Genomic DNA, 14,733 nt, shown 5'->3' with positions numbered 1-14,733 from the left:
TCCCCGATCCGGGCGGCCGGGGGGGTGGCATCGCTCAGCGTCGGGTGAGGCGGGTGTTCGGCTTCCGGGTCGAGAGATCGAAGCGGAAGGAGTTCTCGGCATCGGGCTTCACGTCGGCCACCAGCTCGGTCCGGGCATTGTAGCGCGGGGGGATGGCGTTGCGGACCTCGGCGATCGTGGTGCCGGGTGCGTCGGGATTGGGGATCGTGCGGCCGGTGGGCCGGACGTCGACGATCTCCACCGCGTAACGCCCCGCGGTCGGCCCGTCGCCGGTGCCGAAGCGGTAGGTGCCGGCCTGGATCGTGCCGAAGGCGCCGGGGCCGCCCTCGGTCGGGATGAAGGTGATGGTGCCCGATTCGAGCGGCTTGCCGTCGAGCGTGACCGTGCCCGAGGCGGCCTGGCGGGGGGCGCCCGCTTCGCCCCCGCAGCCGACGGACAGGAAGGCCAGGGCCGGGGCGAGCAGGAAGGACGCGAATCGTCGGGTCGGACGCATATCAGTAGGCCTCTGCGCTCAGAACCTCGCCGCCGGCCCGGCTGCTCAGGGCACGCCACGACGGCAGGGAGATCGAATCCTTGATGAAACGGACGGACCCGTCGGCGAGCAGGGAATTCACCCCGCCCGGGTGCTTGGATCGCGAGGCGATGTAGTGGTTGGGGCCGTCGCCGGTGTTCCGGTTGCAGGGAATCTTGATGCCGGGCCAGCAGGCGCCGTAGTCGGGCAAGGAGCTGTTGGGGGCGAGCTTGGCGGAGACCTGGTGTGAGGAGGCCTGGTCGCTCCAGACACGGCCCCGGCGGTCGATCACCGAGATGTCATCGCCGGGCGGCTGGGGCGCCTGGATGATCTCGGTCATCAGCAGGGTCTGGCTAGTCCCGTCGGTGATCTCGGCCAGGCTGGCCCCGTAGTTCAGGGCGAAAGGGGCGGGCAGCCCCTGGTCGCTGTAGACGTTCTGGCCCCAGTTGATCCCGTAGTTCCCCTTCACGTCGAAAACCTTGCCGGCGTTGTTGGCGAACACGACCGCCTGGTCCGATGGGCAATCATAGGCGGCCACCCGCGCCGCCCGGGTCGTGCTGTTGGCGTTCGTCTCGAAGCTCAGGTTGAAGTTGAAGCTGTTGGACAGATTCCCCTGCTCCAGGAACGGCAGCAGCGACGAGACGAAGGGCTGGCGGTAGTTGGGGGCCCCGGTGACCGCCGGCGCGATCGACCCCGGCGCGAACCGGCCGTGGGTGTCGTGGTAGTTGTGCAGGGCCAGCCCTAACTGCTTCAGGTTGTTGGTGCACTGGATCCGCCGGGCCGCCTCGCGGGCCGCCTGCACCGCCGGCAGCAGGAGCGCGATCAGCACCGCGATGATCGCGATCACCACCAGCAACTCGATCAGGGTGAAGCCGGCCCTCCCCCGGGCCGGTGATGAAGGGCGGATGAGGGGCAGTCGGGAACGGGTCATCGTCAGGGCTCCGAAAGGCGGTCAGTGCGGTCTTGCGGCCTTATTTTGTCTTGTTGATCGGGTTTGTCAAGAATGAAACTTGACTTTGTTCACGGAGTTGATGAACTTTGGTCGGGAGCCCGGGCGGGGGTCGGTGCTTCCGGCCGCCCGGGCAACCTGGGATCATGAGGGCTCGCCGCCCTCCCCGTCGTCCTGGCCAGGAGTCACCAACGTGCATCGTTTTCGCTTCGCCGGGCTGGCCTTCGCGCTCGCCCTCGGATTCGCGACGCCCGCCCTCGCGGCCGAGGCCGGCCGGCCCAACATCGTCGTCGTGATCGGCGACGACATGGGGTATTCCGACGTCGGCTTCCAGGGGGTGAAGGACATCCCCACGCCCCACCTGGACGCCCTGGCCCGGGGCGGGGTGAGGTGCACCAATGGTTATGTGTCCGGGCCGTATTGCAGCCCGACCCGCGCCGGGTTGCTGACCGGGCGATACCAGCAGCGGTTCGGCCACGAGTTCAACCCTGGCGGCGAGGCCGGCGGGGGCAAGCTCGGGCTGCCGACCTCGGAGACCACGCTGGTCCAGCGGATCAAGGACGCCGGCTACGCCACCGGGCTGGTGGGCAAGTGGCACCTGGGGTCCGCCCCACAGTTCCACCCGCAGAAGCGCGGGTTCGACGAGTTCTTCGGGTTCCTGGGCGGGGCGCACACCTACTTCGCCGAGAAGACCCAGAACGTCTATCGCGGCACCGAGGTCGTGAAGGAGTCGGCCTACCTGACCGACGCCTTCGGCCGCGAGGCGGTCGCGTTCATCGACCGCCACAAGGGGCACCCGTTCTTCCTGGAGGTCGCCTTCAACGCCGTCCACACCCCGATGGACGCGACCGACGACCGGCTCAAGCGGTTCGAATCGATCAAGGACGAGAGGCGCCGGAAGTATGCCGCGATGATGGTGGCGATGGACGACGCGGTCGGCGCCGTGACGGCGAAGCTCCGCGACGCCGGGCTGGAGGAGAACACCCTGGTCTTCTTCTTCAGCGACAACGGCGGCCCGACCCTGCTGGGCACCGCGCAGAACGGCTCGATCAACCTCCCGCTCCGGGGCTCCAAGCGGACCACCCTGGACGGCGGGATCCACGTCCCGTTCGTGGCGAGCTGGAAGGGGAAGCTGCCGGCGGGCCGGGTCTATGACAAGCCGGTGATCCAGCTCGACATCCTGCCCACCGCGCTCGCGGCGGCCGGCGTGGCCCCGAAGCCGGACTGGAAGCTCGACGGCGTCGACATCCTCCCGTTCCTGGCCGGGCAGGCCGAGGGCCGCTCCCCGCACGACGCCCTGTTCTGGCGGTTCGGCGAGCAGGACGCGATCATCAAGGACGGCTGGAAGCTGGTCCGCTACGACGACTCGGTCGACTCGGGCAAGCCGTCCCGGCCCAACCGGGGGATCACCGCCACCCCGCGACGGCTCTACCGCCTGGCCGACGACCCGGGCGAGGCCCGCGACCTGTCGGCCCAGCATCCCGAGAAGGTCGCGGAACTGCTCGCCGCCTGGAAGGAGTGGGACAAGCAGCTCGTCCCGCCCCTGTGGGGCATGGACGGCAACGCCTCTCGCTGACCCGATCCTCCCCGCCCGCTTAACGAATTCGGTGGAACTCCGCCCGGCCGGGCGGCACCTCCTCTGTGCGTGAGGGGGTTGCCGCCCGCGGCCGGGATGCCGCGGGGCGGGGTTCGGGAGGGTTCCGGGAGGGCGAACGCACATGGACAGGCCACGACCATCGCGCCGGGGCTTCACCCTGATCGAGCTGCTGGTGGTGATCGCCATCATCGCGGTGCTGATCGCCCTCCTGCTGCCCGCGGTGCAGGCCGCCCGCGAGGCGGCCCGGCGGGCCCAATGCACCAACAACCTCAAGCAGATCGGCCTGGCGCTGCACAATTACGCCGACGCCAATGGCGTGTTCCCGATGAGCACGACCTCGGCCAAGGCCGGGCCGGGCGGGGCCTGCCAGAGCGGCCTGTTCGGCTGGCACGCGGGCATCCTGCCGCAGGTCGAGCAGCAGGCGACCTTCAACGCGATCAACTTCTCGGTGGGCAACGCCGACAACTGCGGCGACCCGAACGCGATCCTGTATGCGGCCACGATCGGCCGGGATCACCCCAACGGCACGGCGGCCCGCACCACGATCGCCGCGTATCTCTGCCCGTCGGACGCGTCCCCGCCCGGCGAGGCCATGGGGCCGTCGCGGCCGGCGTCGCAGAACTACTCGGGCAACGTCGGCTGGACGCCCGACACCTCCGGGCCCGACTCCGGGGGACGGCTCGGCCGCCACAACGGTTTCATCGGGCTGGTGAGCCCGGCGGCGCGGGCCGACTGGCACGTCGGGCCGATCGCCCCGGCGATGGTCACCGATGGGCTCTCCCAGACGGTGGCGGTGGCCGAGCGAAGGCTCCCCCGGTCGAGCAACCCCGACGACGTCGACGCCATGTTCGCCGAGCCCGAGGCCACGCGGTCCTACTGCGGCGGCAGCGCCGGGTCGGGGCGGTCCCTGAACTACTGGCAGAGGTTCTGCAAGTCGGTCAGCTTCCCGGACCCGGCCTGGACCGTGTATCAGGGCCGCGCCTGGATCTCGGGCTGGGGGCACGCCGGGGGGACCTACATGCAGGTCATGCCGATCAACGGGCGGAGCTGCCACCTCTACGGCGGCGAGATGGATGCGAACAACCTGATCACCCCCGGCAGCCACCACCCGGGCGGGATCAACGCCCTGTTCGGCGACGGCAGCGTCCGGTTCGTCCGCGAGACGGTCGCCCTCCCCGTCTGGTGGGCGATCGGCACCCGCGACGGCGGCGAGGTCGTCTCCGGGGATGCGTTCTGAAATGAAGATTCGATTCGTCCGTCTACTGATCCTCCTGGCCGCGGCGTCCGGCTGCGGCGGCGGGCTCGGCGTCGCCAGCCTGGAGCTGTCCGGCCCCGAAGCCCGGGGGCGGCTGCCCGAGTCCGTCGCGGGGCTGATCCCCGAGGGGGCCATCCTCTGCCTCGACGAGGAAAGGCACGACGGGGCCCTGCACCAGTGGATCCTCCGCGACCCGGCCGGGACCTGGCTCGCCTTCCCGGCCGGCAAGGGCGGGCCGGAGCGGCACGACATGCCCCCCTCGGCCCTGGAAACGATCCTGGCCTCGCGGCTCCCCGGCCTGGACCGGGGGACGCCCCGCGAGAAGCGTTGCCGCTACACCCACTGGACGGCCCCGGACGGCGCCGAGATCCAGGTCCGCGAGATCCTCACCGATCGCGGTTGGTTCGCCAGCGTGGAAAGGGTGCGGATGTAGCCCGGCCGGGATGGCCGCCGCATCGCCACGACGTCCGCCTCGAAGTCGCGGGATCCCCCGCCCGGGGGCCCGCGCGCCCTGTTTCACCCATCGTCCGAACTTCCTCCGAGGGATGATCCCCATGAACCTGCGACCGTCACGCCGGACCCTGCTCGCCGCCTTCGCCGCGATGATCCTGGCCGCCCCGGCGACCCCGGCCCGCGCCGCGTTCAGCACGAACCTCTACACGGCGGGCCATGCGGACGTCAGCATCGGCTACGAGGCCGGGGCGCTGACGCTGTCCTACGAGTTCGCCACCAACGCCGTGATCAACGGTTCGCCCCTGGCCGCCGGGCGCGACGTGGCCCCGGGCGACGTGACCACGGTGGTCGGCGCCAACGTGCTGACGACCGGCAACGCGGGCCTCCCCGCCCCGTTCGCCGGCAATCCCCTGTATGTCCTCGGCCAGACCAGCGTCGGGGCGGCGAGCCGGCCGTTCCTCGGCTTTGGGGCCGAGTCGATCGAGCCCAACATCTTCGTCGGCGACACCCTGCGGCTGTCGCTGGTGTCCCTGGCCCCGCCGGCCGGCGGGGACGTCGTCCTCTACACCAACGGCTCGCTCGGCTCGCCCGCGATCAACTCGGCCGACGGCCTGACCTCGGCCGACGGGATCGACGTGTTCGCCCTCGGGCACGACCATTTCAACCTGGGCTTCACCTCCGCCGGCGTCTACGACCTGACCTTCAGGGCCTCCGGCACTTTGGTCGGGGGCGGCACGCTGAGCACCACCGAGACCTTCCGCTTCGCGGTGAACGCCTCGCCCGCCGCCGTCCCCGAGCCGGCCTCGCTGGCGATGGTCGGCCTCGGCCTCGGCTCGGTCGGGCTGTTCCTGTCGCGCCGCAAGGCCCGCGCGGGCCGGTCCGGCTGAGCCCCATCCCCCGTCCCCGAACCCGTTCGGATGGGCCGGCCCGGCCCCTCGCACGCCGGGCCGGCATCGGATAAGCTCGTCCCCGGACTCTCGCCCAGCCAGGGGCAGACTTCGACGGAGGAGCATGCGTTGGCGATTTCTCGCAGAGATTTCCTGGGCGGGGCCCTCGCCGCGGCGGCGGCCCCGGCCTGCTTCCCCGCACGGCGGGCGTCCGGCGCCGTCGCCCCGGGCGGGCCCTACATCGACGTCCACACCCACCTGAACCGGACCTGGAACGGGGCCAAGCCCCTGACCCCGGACGGCCTGCTGGCCTGGATGGACGAGCACAACGTCGAGCGGTCGGTGGCCCTGCCGCTGGTGTCGCCCGAGTCGTCGAGCTACATCACCCTGACCGAGACGGCGCTCGCGGCCGCCAAGCAGCACCCGGACCGGCTGATCCCGTTCTGCTGCATCGACCCCCGGACCTCCTACCGGGGCGGCCGCGCCGGGCTGCGGGCCATGCTCAAGGAATACGTCGACCAGGGGGCCAAGGGGCTCGGCGAGCACAAGGCCGGGCTGCCCATCGACGAGCCCAGGATGATGGCGATCTATGAGGCCTGCGACGACCTCAAGCTCCCCGTCCTGTTCCACATGGACGACCTCCGCGGCACCGATGTGGTCGGCCTGCCCGGGCTGGAGAAGGTCCTGAAGCGGTTCCCCAACGTCAACTTCATCGGCCACGGGCCGGGCTTCTGGGCGTCGATCTCGGCCGAGGTGCCGGGCGGCCTGGGGGCCTACCCCAAGGGGCCGGTGGTGCCCGGCGGCGCCCTGGATCGCCTGTTCGACGCCTGCCCCAACCTGTGGGGCGACCTGTCGGCCGGCTCGGGGGCCAACGCCCTGTCGCGCGACTACGACTTCGCCAAACCCTTCCTGATCCGCCGCTCCGAGCGGCTCCTGTTCGGGACCGACTACCTGGAGCCCGGGCAGGCCGTCCCCCAGTTCGACGTCCTCGCCAAGATCGAGCTTCCGCCCGAGGTTCGCACGAAGATCGAGCGCGGCAACGCCATCCGCCTGCTCGGCCTGAAGGAGACCGCCAAGTCATGACCCTCCGACGCTCGATCCTGGCCGGGCTGCTCGCCGCGTTCGCCCCGATGGCCCCGGCCCGCGCGGCCGACGAAGACCTCGCCAAGGAACTCCCGCGCATCCCCGCCTCCACGCCCGCCGAGGCCCTGGCCCAGTTCCGGCTCCGCCCCGGGATGCAGATCAAGGCCGCCGCGACCGAGCCCCTGGTGACCGACCCGGTCTCCGCCTGCTACGACGCCGACGGCCGGCTCTACGTGGTCGAGATGCGCGGCTACCCCTACCCCGAGAACCAGCCCAGCGGCAACGTCACGCTGCTGGAAGACAACGACGGCGACGGCGTGTTCGACAAGAGCACGATCTTCGTCGATGGCCTGTCGTGGCCCACCGGCGTGGTCCCGTACGACGGCGGCGTGTTCATCACGGTCGCGCCCGACCTGATCTACGCCAAGGACACCGACGGCGACGGCAAGGCCGACATCCGCAAGGTCATGTTCACCGGGTTCGGCACCGGCAACGTCCAGGCGCTCCTGAACGGGCTGCTCTGGGGCACCGACGGCTGGATCTACGGCGCCGCGGCGGCCAACGGCGGGACGATCAAGAACCTGACGAAGCCCGACGCCGAGCCGGTCGCACTGCGGAGCCGCGACTTCCGGTTCCGGCCCGACGGATCGGCCTTCGAGGCGATCAGCGGCGGCGGCCAGTTCGGCCACACGGTCGACGACTGGGGCCACCGGTTCGTCTGCAACAACTCGAACCACATCCGCCAGGTGGTCCTGCCCGCCCGCTACCTCGACCGCGTCCCGTCCCTGGCCGCGCCGGCGGCGGTGGTGGACATCGCCGCCGAGGGGCCGGCCGCGCCGGTGTTCCGGCTCAGCCCGGCCGAGCCCTGGCGCGTGGTGCGCACCCGGCAGCGGCTGGCCGACCCGGCCCTGGCCGCCAAGCTCTCGGCCTCCGAGCGGCAGGTGATCGGCTACTTCACCTCGGCCACCGGGGTGACGATCTATCGCGGGTCGGCGTTCCCGGCCGAGTACAAGGGCAACGCCTTCGTCGGCGACGTGGGGGGCAACCTCGTCCACCGCAAGACGATGGCCCTGGACGGTCCGATCTACCAGGCCACCCGCGCCGAGCCCGACCGCAAGGACGAGTTCCTCCAGTCGCCCGACAACTGGTTCCGCCCGGTCAACTTCGCCGGCACGCCCAGCGGGACCCTGATGGTCCTGGACATGTACCGCGAGACGATCGAGCACCCGTTCTCGATCCCCGAGCCGATCAAGAAGCATCTGGACCTGACCAGCGGCAAGGATCGCGGCCGGCTCTATGAACTCCTCCCGGACGGCTTCGCCGCCCGCCGCCCGGCTCCCAGGCTCTCGAAGGCCCCGACCGCCGAGCTGGTCGCCCTGCTGGCCGACCCCGACGCCTGGTGGCGCGACACGGCCCAACGGCTCCTGATCGAGCGCCGGGACGCCGCCGCCCTGCCCTTGCTCAAGGCCCTGGCCCGCGACCGCCCGACCGCCCTGGCCCGCGCCCACGCCTGCTGGACCCTGGACGCCCTGGGCCAGCTGGACGCCGCCGACCTCCTGCCCGCCTTCGCCGACCCCGAGCCGGGCGTCCGCGAGCAGGCGGCCAGGCTGTCGGAAACCCGGCTGTCCGACCCCGCCCTCCGCGATGCCCTGCTGGCCCTGGCCCGCGACCCGTCGCCGATGGTCCGGTTCCAGACCGCGTTCTCGCTGGGCGAGTGCTCTGACGAGCGGACCACGGCCGCCCTGGCGGCGATCGCCGACCAGGATCGGTCGAGCCTGTGGACCCGGTGGGCGGTCCTCAGCTCGCTGACCGGGCGGTTCCCCGAGTTCTTCGCCGCCCTGGCCCGCGTGCCGGGCTTCGCCGCCTCGACCGACGGCCGGGGCTGGATCGAGGAGCTGGCCGCGCTCGCCGGTTCGGGCAAGGTGCCGGGACTGGCCGGGACGATCCAGGGCTTCCTCGCCTCGGCGGACGCCGACACGGCCGCACGCCGCGCCGCGGCGGTCGGCCTGGACCGGGGGCTGAGGCAGGCCGGGAAGTCGTTCCGGGCCAACTTCCAGGGGCCGGCCTTCGACGCCCTGGCCCCCCTGTTCGCCTCCGCCCGCGACGACGCGGCCAGCGACGCCGCCGACGTCCCGACCCGGGTCGCCGCCACGCGGGTCCTGGGCGTCGGCCCCGAGTCGGCCGTCCTGGAGGTCTTCCCCGACCTGCTGGAAGCCCGCCAGCCCGGCGAGGTCCAGCTCGCGGCGCTCCAGGCTTTGTCCGGCCTGCCCGACAAATCGGTGGCCGATCTGATCGTGCCCCGCTGGAACAGCCTCAGCCCCTCCGTCCGCCGCGAGGCCGCCGAGGTCATCTTCGCCCGCCCGGCGCGTTTGAACGCTCTGCTCGACGCGATCGAGGCCAAGGACCTGGCCCCGGGCGATGTCGAGCCGGCCCGCCGCAAGGCGTTGCTCGCCCACAAGAACCCCGAGATCCGCCGCCGCGCCGAGGCCCTGCTCGGGGCCGACCCCAGTGCCGACCGCAACCGGGTGATCGCCGCCCTGCAAGGGTCGCTCAAGCTGACCGGCGACCGCGAGCGGGGCCGGGGCGTGTTCCTCAAGGCGTGCGCCGCCTGCCACAAGGCGGAGGGCCAGGGCGAGGACGTCGGGCCCGACCTCGCCACGGTCGCCGGCCGGTCGCCCGAGGATCTGCTGATCCACGTCCTCGACCCCAACCGCGAGGTCGCCCCGCAGTTCCTCAACTACTCGGTGGCCACCAAGGATGGCCGCGTGATCACCGGCGTGATCGCCACCGAATCCGCCGGCGCCGTGACCCTGAAGCGGGGCGGCGGCCTGCTGGATGTCGTCCCCCGCGACCGGATCGAGGCCATCACCTCCAACGGCTCGTCGCTCATGCCCGAAGGCCTGGAGGCCGGCCTGGCCCCCGAGGACCTCGCCGGCCTGATCGCCTACCTCCGGACCCTCCAGCCCAAGTGACGTGACCCGATCCGCCCGCGGAGGCCGACGATGGCCACCTTCACCGTCCGCGTGGAGCTGCTCGACAAGCCCGACCCCCAGGCTTTCGCCCGGCTCCACGCGGCGATGGAACGCGAGGGCTTCGAACGCACCGTCGTCGAGGCCAACACCCGCGCCGCCTTCCGGCTCCCCTCGGGCGAATACAACTTCGTCGCCGAGATGACCACCCAGAAGGTCCTCAAACGCGCCTGCCGCGCGGCCAACGAATCCGGCCGGCGGTTCTCGGTCCTCGTCACCGAGTCCGTCGGCCGCACCTGGCTCAACCTGGGCGAGGTTTAGCGAAAGGGAGAACGTCGATGCAACCCAATCCGGATCTGATGTTGGAGATGATCCGCGACGGTGCAATGATTTCTCAGCAGACGGATGACAAGTTCTACGTCGACTTCGTCCGGGGCTGCGGGGAGGAAGGGCTCCGGAAGATCGTCGAGATTCTGCAGACCCAGGTTGACGAGACCGATGAGTCGATCGCTCGATATGGGGCGGAACTGATCATTCGATCCCAACTGCCCGGCCGCGTGGGGGCCATTCTGGAAGTCTTGCGCCTGCCATTCCGCACATCAAAGGACGAGGTGTTGGAGGCAATCCTCGATCAGGTCGTGGGCGATCCGGAGTTCCTGGGGGATGCGGAATTCATCGCGGAGGCCCGACGGATCGAGACCAGATACTCATGGGTCGAGAAGTCGATCGCGATATTCCTCGGAAATTCCGGCGATAATTCCTAGTTCCTGTCTGGATATGACGGATTGTGCTGATTGATGCGCCCGGGTGGCAGGGGTTTCGGCGCAGCCGACCCCGGCGCCCGACCGCCGACCGCCCCCTCTGACGACTCATCGACCGGGGTCGGCTGCGCCGAAACCCCTGCCACCCGGCCGTGAAGCTCGGCCGGGCTGGCCTTTCATGACTTCGTCGGCCGTGTCGAACCGACGGTGTCGCCGGGGGTGGCAAAGGACCATGGGCACCAGGATCAACCTGCTGATCGACCATGACCTGCCCGACTTCCGAGACGTGGGCGAGATCCTCGCGAGGCTGGAGGCCACGCTCGTAGCCGCAGGGGCGGTGTGTGATTTCTGGCTGACGTCGGAGCCGGATGGCTCCCACATCCCGCAGAAATCCTGGGAGGCCATCCCGGAGTCTCCGCGGCGGCCGGGCTTGCGCTGCTTCGACGGGCCCGGGAGCCTTTCTCTGAGCGTGACGGCCTCGGCGGCGCGAGTCCGCACCGGGGGCAGGTGGCGGGGATTCCTCGCAAACGAGGCGATGCGACGAGTCCATCTGCTCGCCTTCCGGACGATCGCCCGCGTGCTCGGGGCCAGCTTCATGGCCATCCACGCCGATTCGGATGCGGTGAACGATCTATTCTGGGGCGGGCGATCGGCCTGGGAGTGTGCCGAACGGATGGAGCAACTGTGGGGGCCGCCGGAGGGCAGCGTCGAGAGGGTCGAAGCGAGGATTGTCGAAGCAGCGGGACTGTATCTGCCCGGCTCGGTCTGGTTCCTGGAAGACATCCGGGGCGAGGCATGATCTCCTGATGATGCAATCCCCGATGTGCTCGATCATGCCGCGGGATCATCTCGGTTGGGGAACATCCCAGTCGAAGGCGTTGGTTTCTTCGGGGTAGGCGAGCTGGCTGAACTCGGGGGGGAGGGGCTTGTTGCGGAAGAGATGGTCGGCGAAGTCGACGAGGTCTTCGTTGCTGGGGATGTGGCCGGTGGGGCGGAAGCGGATGCTGATGCGGTCGGGGGCGCCCAGGAAGTCGTAGACCTTGCGGGCGGCCTGGTGGGTGAGCTGCGAGCCCTGGGGGCTGATCCAGGTGTCCTGTGTTCCCTCTGTGGCCAGCAGGGGGCGCGGGGCGACCAGGGCCCGGAGTTCGTGCTGGTCGATCGGGAGGCGGTCGACGTGGCCGATGAACTCGGCGAAGCCGGGGCGGAACCAGTGGGGGAAGGCGGTCGCGGCGTTGTGGAGCTGCTCGGCCTTGCCGAAGATGAAGCGATAGGGGGACGCCCCGCCGCTGCCCGAGTGGCTGGGGACGGTCAGCGCCACGCGGTCGTCGAACGCCCCCGCCAGGAGCGCCGCCTTGCCGTAGCGGGAATGGCCGGTGACGACGATCTTCTTCGCGTCGATCCGGTCGTCCCGCTCCAGCGCGTCGATCGTCCGCGAGACGCCCCAGGCCCAGGCCATCAGGGCCCCGCAGTCGATGTCCGGGCCGAACAGGGCGTAGACGCCGGCCGTCCGGTCGTGGTCCTTGCGGTCCGGGGCGAACTCCACGAAGCTCGGCTCCGCCACCGCGTAGCCCCGGTCGGTGAACACCGCCAGCCGGTCGGGTCGCGGGGCGGGCTGGGCCTTGCCCTGCGCCTTGGCGGGCGTCGCTCCCCGGGGCGGGCCGAACGTGCTCTGGATCACCGCCGGCACCGGGCCGTCGGCCCCGGCCGGCAAGGTGAGGGCGACATGGAACGTCAGCGACTTGCCGGCGTGGTTGAGGGTCACGTCGAGGTCTTGCCGGACCACCTTCGCGGTCTCGTCGGATTTGGGCTCGCCCCGGAGGATGGTCATGAACTCGGGCTTGGGCGGGAGGTGGCCGTACTCGTAGTCCTGGAACAGCCCCTGCAACTCGGCCCGCCGGCGCGGCCAGTCGGCCCGGTCCTTCACCTTCGAGCCGTCCTGGAAGGTGAACGGGTCGGGCAGCTTTTTGATCTCGGGCAGGTCGGCCGGTGCTTTACGCGCCGGGGGGCCGTCGGCTTGCGCGGACCAGGCCGCGCCGCCGATCGTTGCCGCGATGAGGAAGGATCGAAGGCTCGTCATGGAACACCACCCAGGCCCGCGGAGACCGCCTCACCCGATCGACCGGCCCTGATGGGAACAGAAGGGATCGGCGATGGCAACGGGGTCGACCCCGGCCGGGGCCAGAGTTCGAGCAGTTCCGCGAGCCAGACCCGGCCGATGTGGCGGACGACCCAGCGGCGCTGCTGGCGCCGCTCGCGGTCGCGGTCCCAGAGCAGGGCCCAGACCCGGGCGGGGGTGAGGTGGAATCGGAGTTCGAGCCACTTGGTCTCCAGGAATAGTTGCCAGGGCTTGAGGTGGGTTTGCGATAGGATCTGGTGGCGGTAGTCCCACTTCGACTGGTCGGGCTGGACGACCCGGCGGCCCGAAGATTCCTGGCCGAACGCGGTCCAGGCATGGGGGGTGACGTACATGGCGTTGAGGTAGTCGCCGTCGTAGAGCCGGAGCTGGCGGAGGGCGGTGCGGAATGTGGCCCGGGTCTCGTCCTCCAGGCCGACGATGTGACCGATGATCGAGAAGATCCCGTGCTCCTTGAGCAGCCGGCAGGCGCGGAAGTCGTCGCGGGTGGTCGAGCCCTTGCGGACCTGGCGAAGCACCTCCTCGCTGGTCGACTCGATTCCCATCAGGACGTACAGCAGTCCCGCTTCGCGGTAGAGCGGGAGGATGTCGCGGTCGCGCACGATGTCGGACGCCCGGATCGTGGCGAAGAAGCGAACCGGAAGCTGGCGTGCGGCCAGCTCCTCCAGGAACTGGCGCCACTCGCCGGGCAAGGTGGTCGGGTTCTCGTCGGCCAGGGTGATGAACCGGACGCCGTGGACGCGGCACAGCCATTCGATCTCGTCGACCAGCCGGACCGGGTCGCGGTGCCGCCACTTGACCCAGAACCCGTGCTGGCCGCAGTAGGTGCAGCGGTGCGGGCAGCCCCGCGAGAACTGGACGATCGCCGCCCGGCCCAGCCCGAAGCATTGGTAGGCGTCCCAATCTTCGATCAGTTCCCACCCGGTCCGCCAGGCGTCGAGGTCGGCGATCGGGGGCCGCGTCGGGGTGAGGACGACCTCCTCCCCGTCCTGGAACGCCAGCCCGGCGACCTCGCGCAGCGGGGTGTCGTCCTGGAGCGCCCGCACCAATTCCAGCGCCGTGGCCTCCCCTTCCCCGCGGACGATCAGGTCGACGGCCGGCTCGTCGGCGAGGATCTGGGCGGCATGGTAGGTCGGATAAACGCCGCCATAGATCGTAACCACGCCGGGGCATTCTCGCTTGATCGCCCGCAGCATGCCCATGCACGACGGGTGCGCCGGGGTCGACCCGGCATGGCCGGTCATCACCGCGTCCGGCCCCCATCGGCGGACCTCGGCCACGATCGCCGCATCGCCCAGACGGCGGCATTCGGCGTCGAGCAGCCGCACCTCATGCCCCGCGTCGATCAACGGCCCGCCGACCATCAGCAGCCCCAGCGGCACCTGATGCCCGACCCCGTGGTTCGAGGTGATCGTCTGGTACGGCGGGTTGATCAGGAGGATTCGCATCGCATCCGCTCCGGTCGATCCGAGGAAATCGCGGCGGGCCGGGCCCGCCCTTCCCTCCGGGCCGCATCGCGCGCCGAGGATTAACCGGGATTTCGGAGGTCGGTGCGAATTCGAGATGTCGATTGTTTCGAGAGATGGATGTACCATCCAAGATCGCAGCCATGCCGGATCGATGGTCGGACGCCCGGGCTGGCGGTTCTGGGGAGCGGAATCCTTCGATGGATGGCGAGCGACGCGCGGATCCGGTGGCGATCTTCCCTCCGCTCCGGGTTTTGACCTGGAGTCTCCCGATCCTGCTGTGGGGCCAGGGATTTCTCGGCAGTCGGTTCCTGATGGGCTGCGAAACGCCGTCGGCCCTGATCAAGGCGACCGCCTACGCTCTCTCCGGGATGGCGGGTTGGCTTGCCTATCTCCTGATCAATCGGTCGAGGAATCCGCAGACCTACTGGCTGAACTCCTTCATCGGCTGTGCGGCCGCCAATGTGTCGTTGCTCAACCCGACGAGGACGCCCTGGCCGTTCCTGCCCATGCTGGCCCACGGCGTCGTCGTGTCCGTCTTGCTCGCCGTCATTTTGAGCGTGATGAATCGCCTGATAGGGCGGGCCGTGCAGTCCGGCCGCCGTGCATCGCCGGCATCCCGGGCGGATCGTGATCCGAAGATGGGCGAGATCCCAGGCCACCCGTAG

The 14,733-nt window shown here is 70.4% G+C and carries 14 protein-coding genes; 10 read left to right on the top strand and 4 right to left on the bottom strand.

The window, feature by feature from the left end; genetic code table 11:
- Positions 1-34: 34 nt before the first annotated feature.
- The gene (locus TA3x_RS08355; RefSeq protein ID WP_435020147.1) at positions 35-493 is read right to left on the bottom strand and encodes a hypothetical protein; all 459 of its coding nucleotides are present in this window, start codon (positions 491-493) and stop codon (positions 35-37) included.
- Position 494: 1 nt separating this feature from the next.
- A complete protein-coding gene (locus TA3x_RS08350) occupies positions 495-1,442 on the bottom strand; it encodes a DUF1559 domain-containing protein (RefSeq protein ID WP_435020145.1) in 948 nt (315 codons plus the stop codon).
- Positions 1,443-1,653: 211 nt separating this feature from the next.
- Here TA3x_RS08350 and TA3x_RS08345 point away from each other — a divergent pair, with 211 nt between their 5' ends.
- From TA3x_RS08345 to TA3x_RS08305, 9 genes are all read left to right on the top strand, one after another.
- On the top strand, positions 1,654-3,036 hold the full coding sequence (locus tag TA3x_RS08345; protein WP_435020143.1) for a sulfatase-like hydrolase/transferase: 1,383 nt from the start codon (positions 1,654-1,656) through the stop codon (positions 3,034-3,036).
- A gap of 142 nt (positions 3,037-3,178) precedes the next feature.
- Positions 3,179-4,294 (top strand): DUF1559 domain-containing protein, encoded by a 1,116-nt coding sequence (locus TA3x_RS08340; RefSeq protein ID WP_435020141.1) that lies wholly within the window; start codon positions 3,179-3,181, stop codon positions 4,292-4,294.
- Between the two features lies 1 nt (position 4,295).
- Complete coding sequence (locus tag TA3x_RS08335; RefSeq protein WP_435020139.1) at positions 4,296-4,745, top strand: hypothetical protein; 450 nt, start codon at positions 4,296-4,298, stop codon at positions 4,743-4,745.
- Between the two features lie 121 nt (positions 4,746-4,866).
- The gene (locus tag TA3x_RS08330) at positions 4,867-5,652 is read left to right on the top strand and encodes a choice-of-anchor M domain-containing protein (RefSeq protein ID WP_435020137.1); all 786 of its coding nucleotides are present in this window, start codon (positions 4,867-4,869) and stop codon (positions 5,650-5,652) included.
- A 129-nt stretch (positions 5,653-5,781) separates the two neighbouring features.
- Positions 5,782-6,735, top strand: a complete 954-nt coding sequence (locus TA3x_RS08325; RefSeq protein ID WP_435020135.1) for an amidohydrolase family protein — start codon at positions 5,782-5,784, stop codon at positions 6,733-6,735.
- Positions 6,732-9,707 (top strand): PVC-type heme-binding CxxCH protein, encoded by a 2,976-nt coding sequence (locus TA3x_RS08320; RefSeq protein ID WP_435020133.1) that lies wholly within the window; start codon positions 6,732-6,734, stop codon positions 9,705-9,707. The genes TA3x_RS08325 and TA3x_RS08320 overlap by 4 nt, the downstream gene beginning before the upstream one ends.
- Positions 9,708-9,737: 30 nt before the next feature.
- Positions 9,738-10,025, top strand: coding sequence for a hypothetical protein (locus TA3x_RS08315; protein ID WP_435020131.1), 288 nt, complete (start codon positions 9,738-9,740; stop codon positions 10,023-10,025).
- Between the two features lie 17 nt (positions 10,026-10,042).
- The gene (locus TA3x_RS08310; RefSeq protein WP_435020129.1) at positions 10,043-10,468 is read left to right on the top strand and encodes a hypothetical protein; all 426 of its coding nucleotides are present in this window, start codon (positions 10,043-10,045) and stop codon (positions 10,466-10,468) included.
- 229 nt (positions 10,469-10,697) lie between these two features.
- Positions 10,698-11,264 carry a hypothetical protein gene (locus TA3x_RS08305; RefSeq protein WP_435020127.1) on the top strand — a complete coding sequence of 189 codons (567 nt, stop codon included), beginning with the start codon at positions 10,698-10,700 and terminating at the stop codon, positions 11,262-11,264.
- 45 nt (positions 11,265-11,309) lie between these two features.
- Here TA3x_RS08305 and TA3x_RS08300 read toward each other — a convergent pair whose 3' ends face one another.
- Complete coding sequence (locus TA3x_RS08300) at positions 11,310-12,542, bottom strand: alpha/beta hydrolase family protein (protein ID WP_435020125.1); 1,233 nt, start codon at positions 12,540-12,542, stop codon at positions 11,310-11,312.
- Positions 12,539-14,047 carry a radical SAM protein gene (locus tag TA3x_RS08295; protein ID WP_435020123.1) on the bottom strand — a complete coding sequence of 503 codons (1,509 nt, stop codon included), beginning with the start codon at positions 14,045-14,047 and terminating at the stop codon, positions 12,539-12,541. The genes TA3x_RS08300 and TA3x_RS08295 overlap by 4 nt, the downstream gene beginning before the upstream one ends.
- 218 nt (positions 14,048-14,265) lie before the next feature.
- Between TA3x_RS08295 and TA3x_RS08290 the strand changes: the two genes are divergently transcribed.
- Complete coding sequence (locus TA3x_RS08290) at positions 14,266-14,733, top strand: hypothetical protein (RefSeq protein WP_435020121.1); 468 nt, start codon at positions 14,266-14,268, stop codon at positions 14,731-14,733.

The organism is Tundrisphaera macrotermitis (assembly GCF_051175315.1).
Classification (GTDB): domain Bacteria; phylum Planctomycetota; class Planctomycetia; order Isosphaerales; family Isosphaeraceae; genus Tundrisphaera.
Note: the sequence above shows the minus strand (reverse complement) of the source record. Positions and strands in the feature narration are given on the sequence as shown.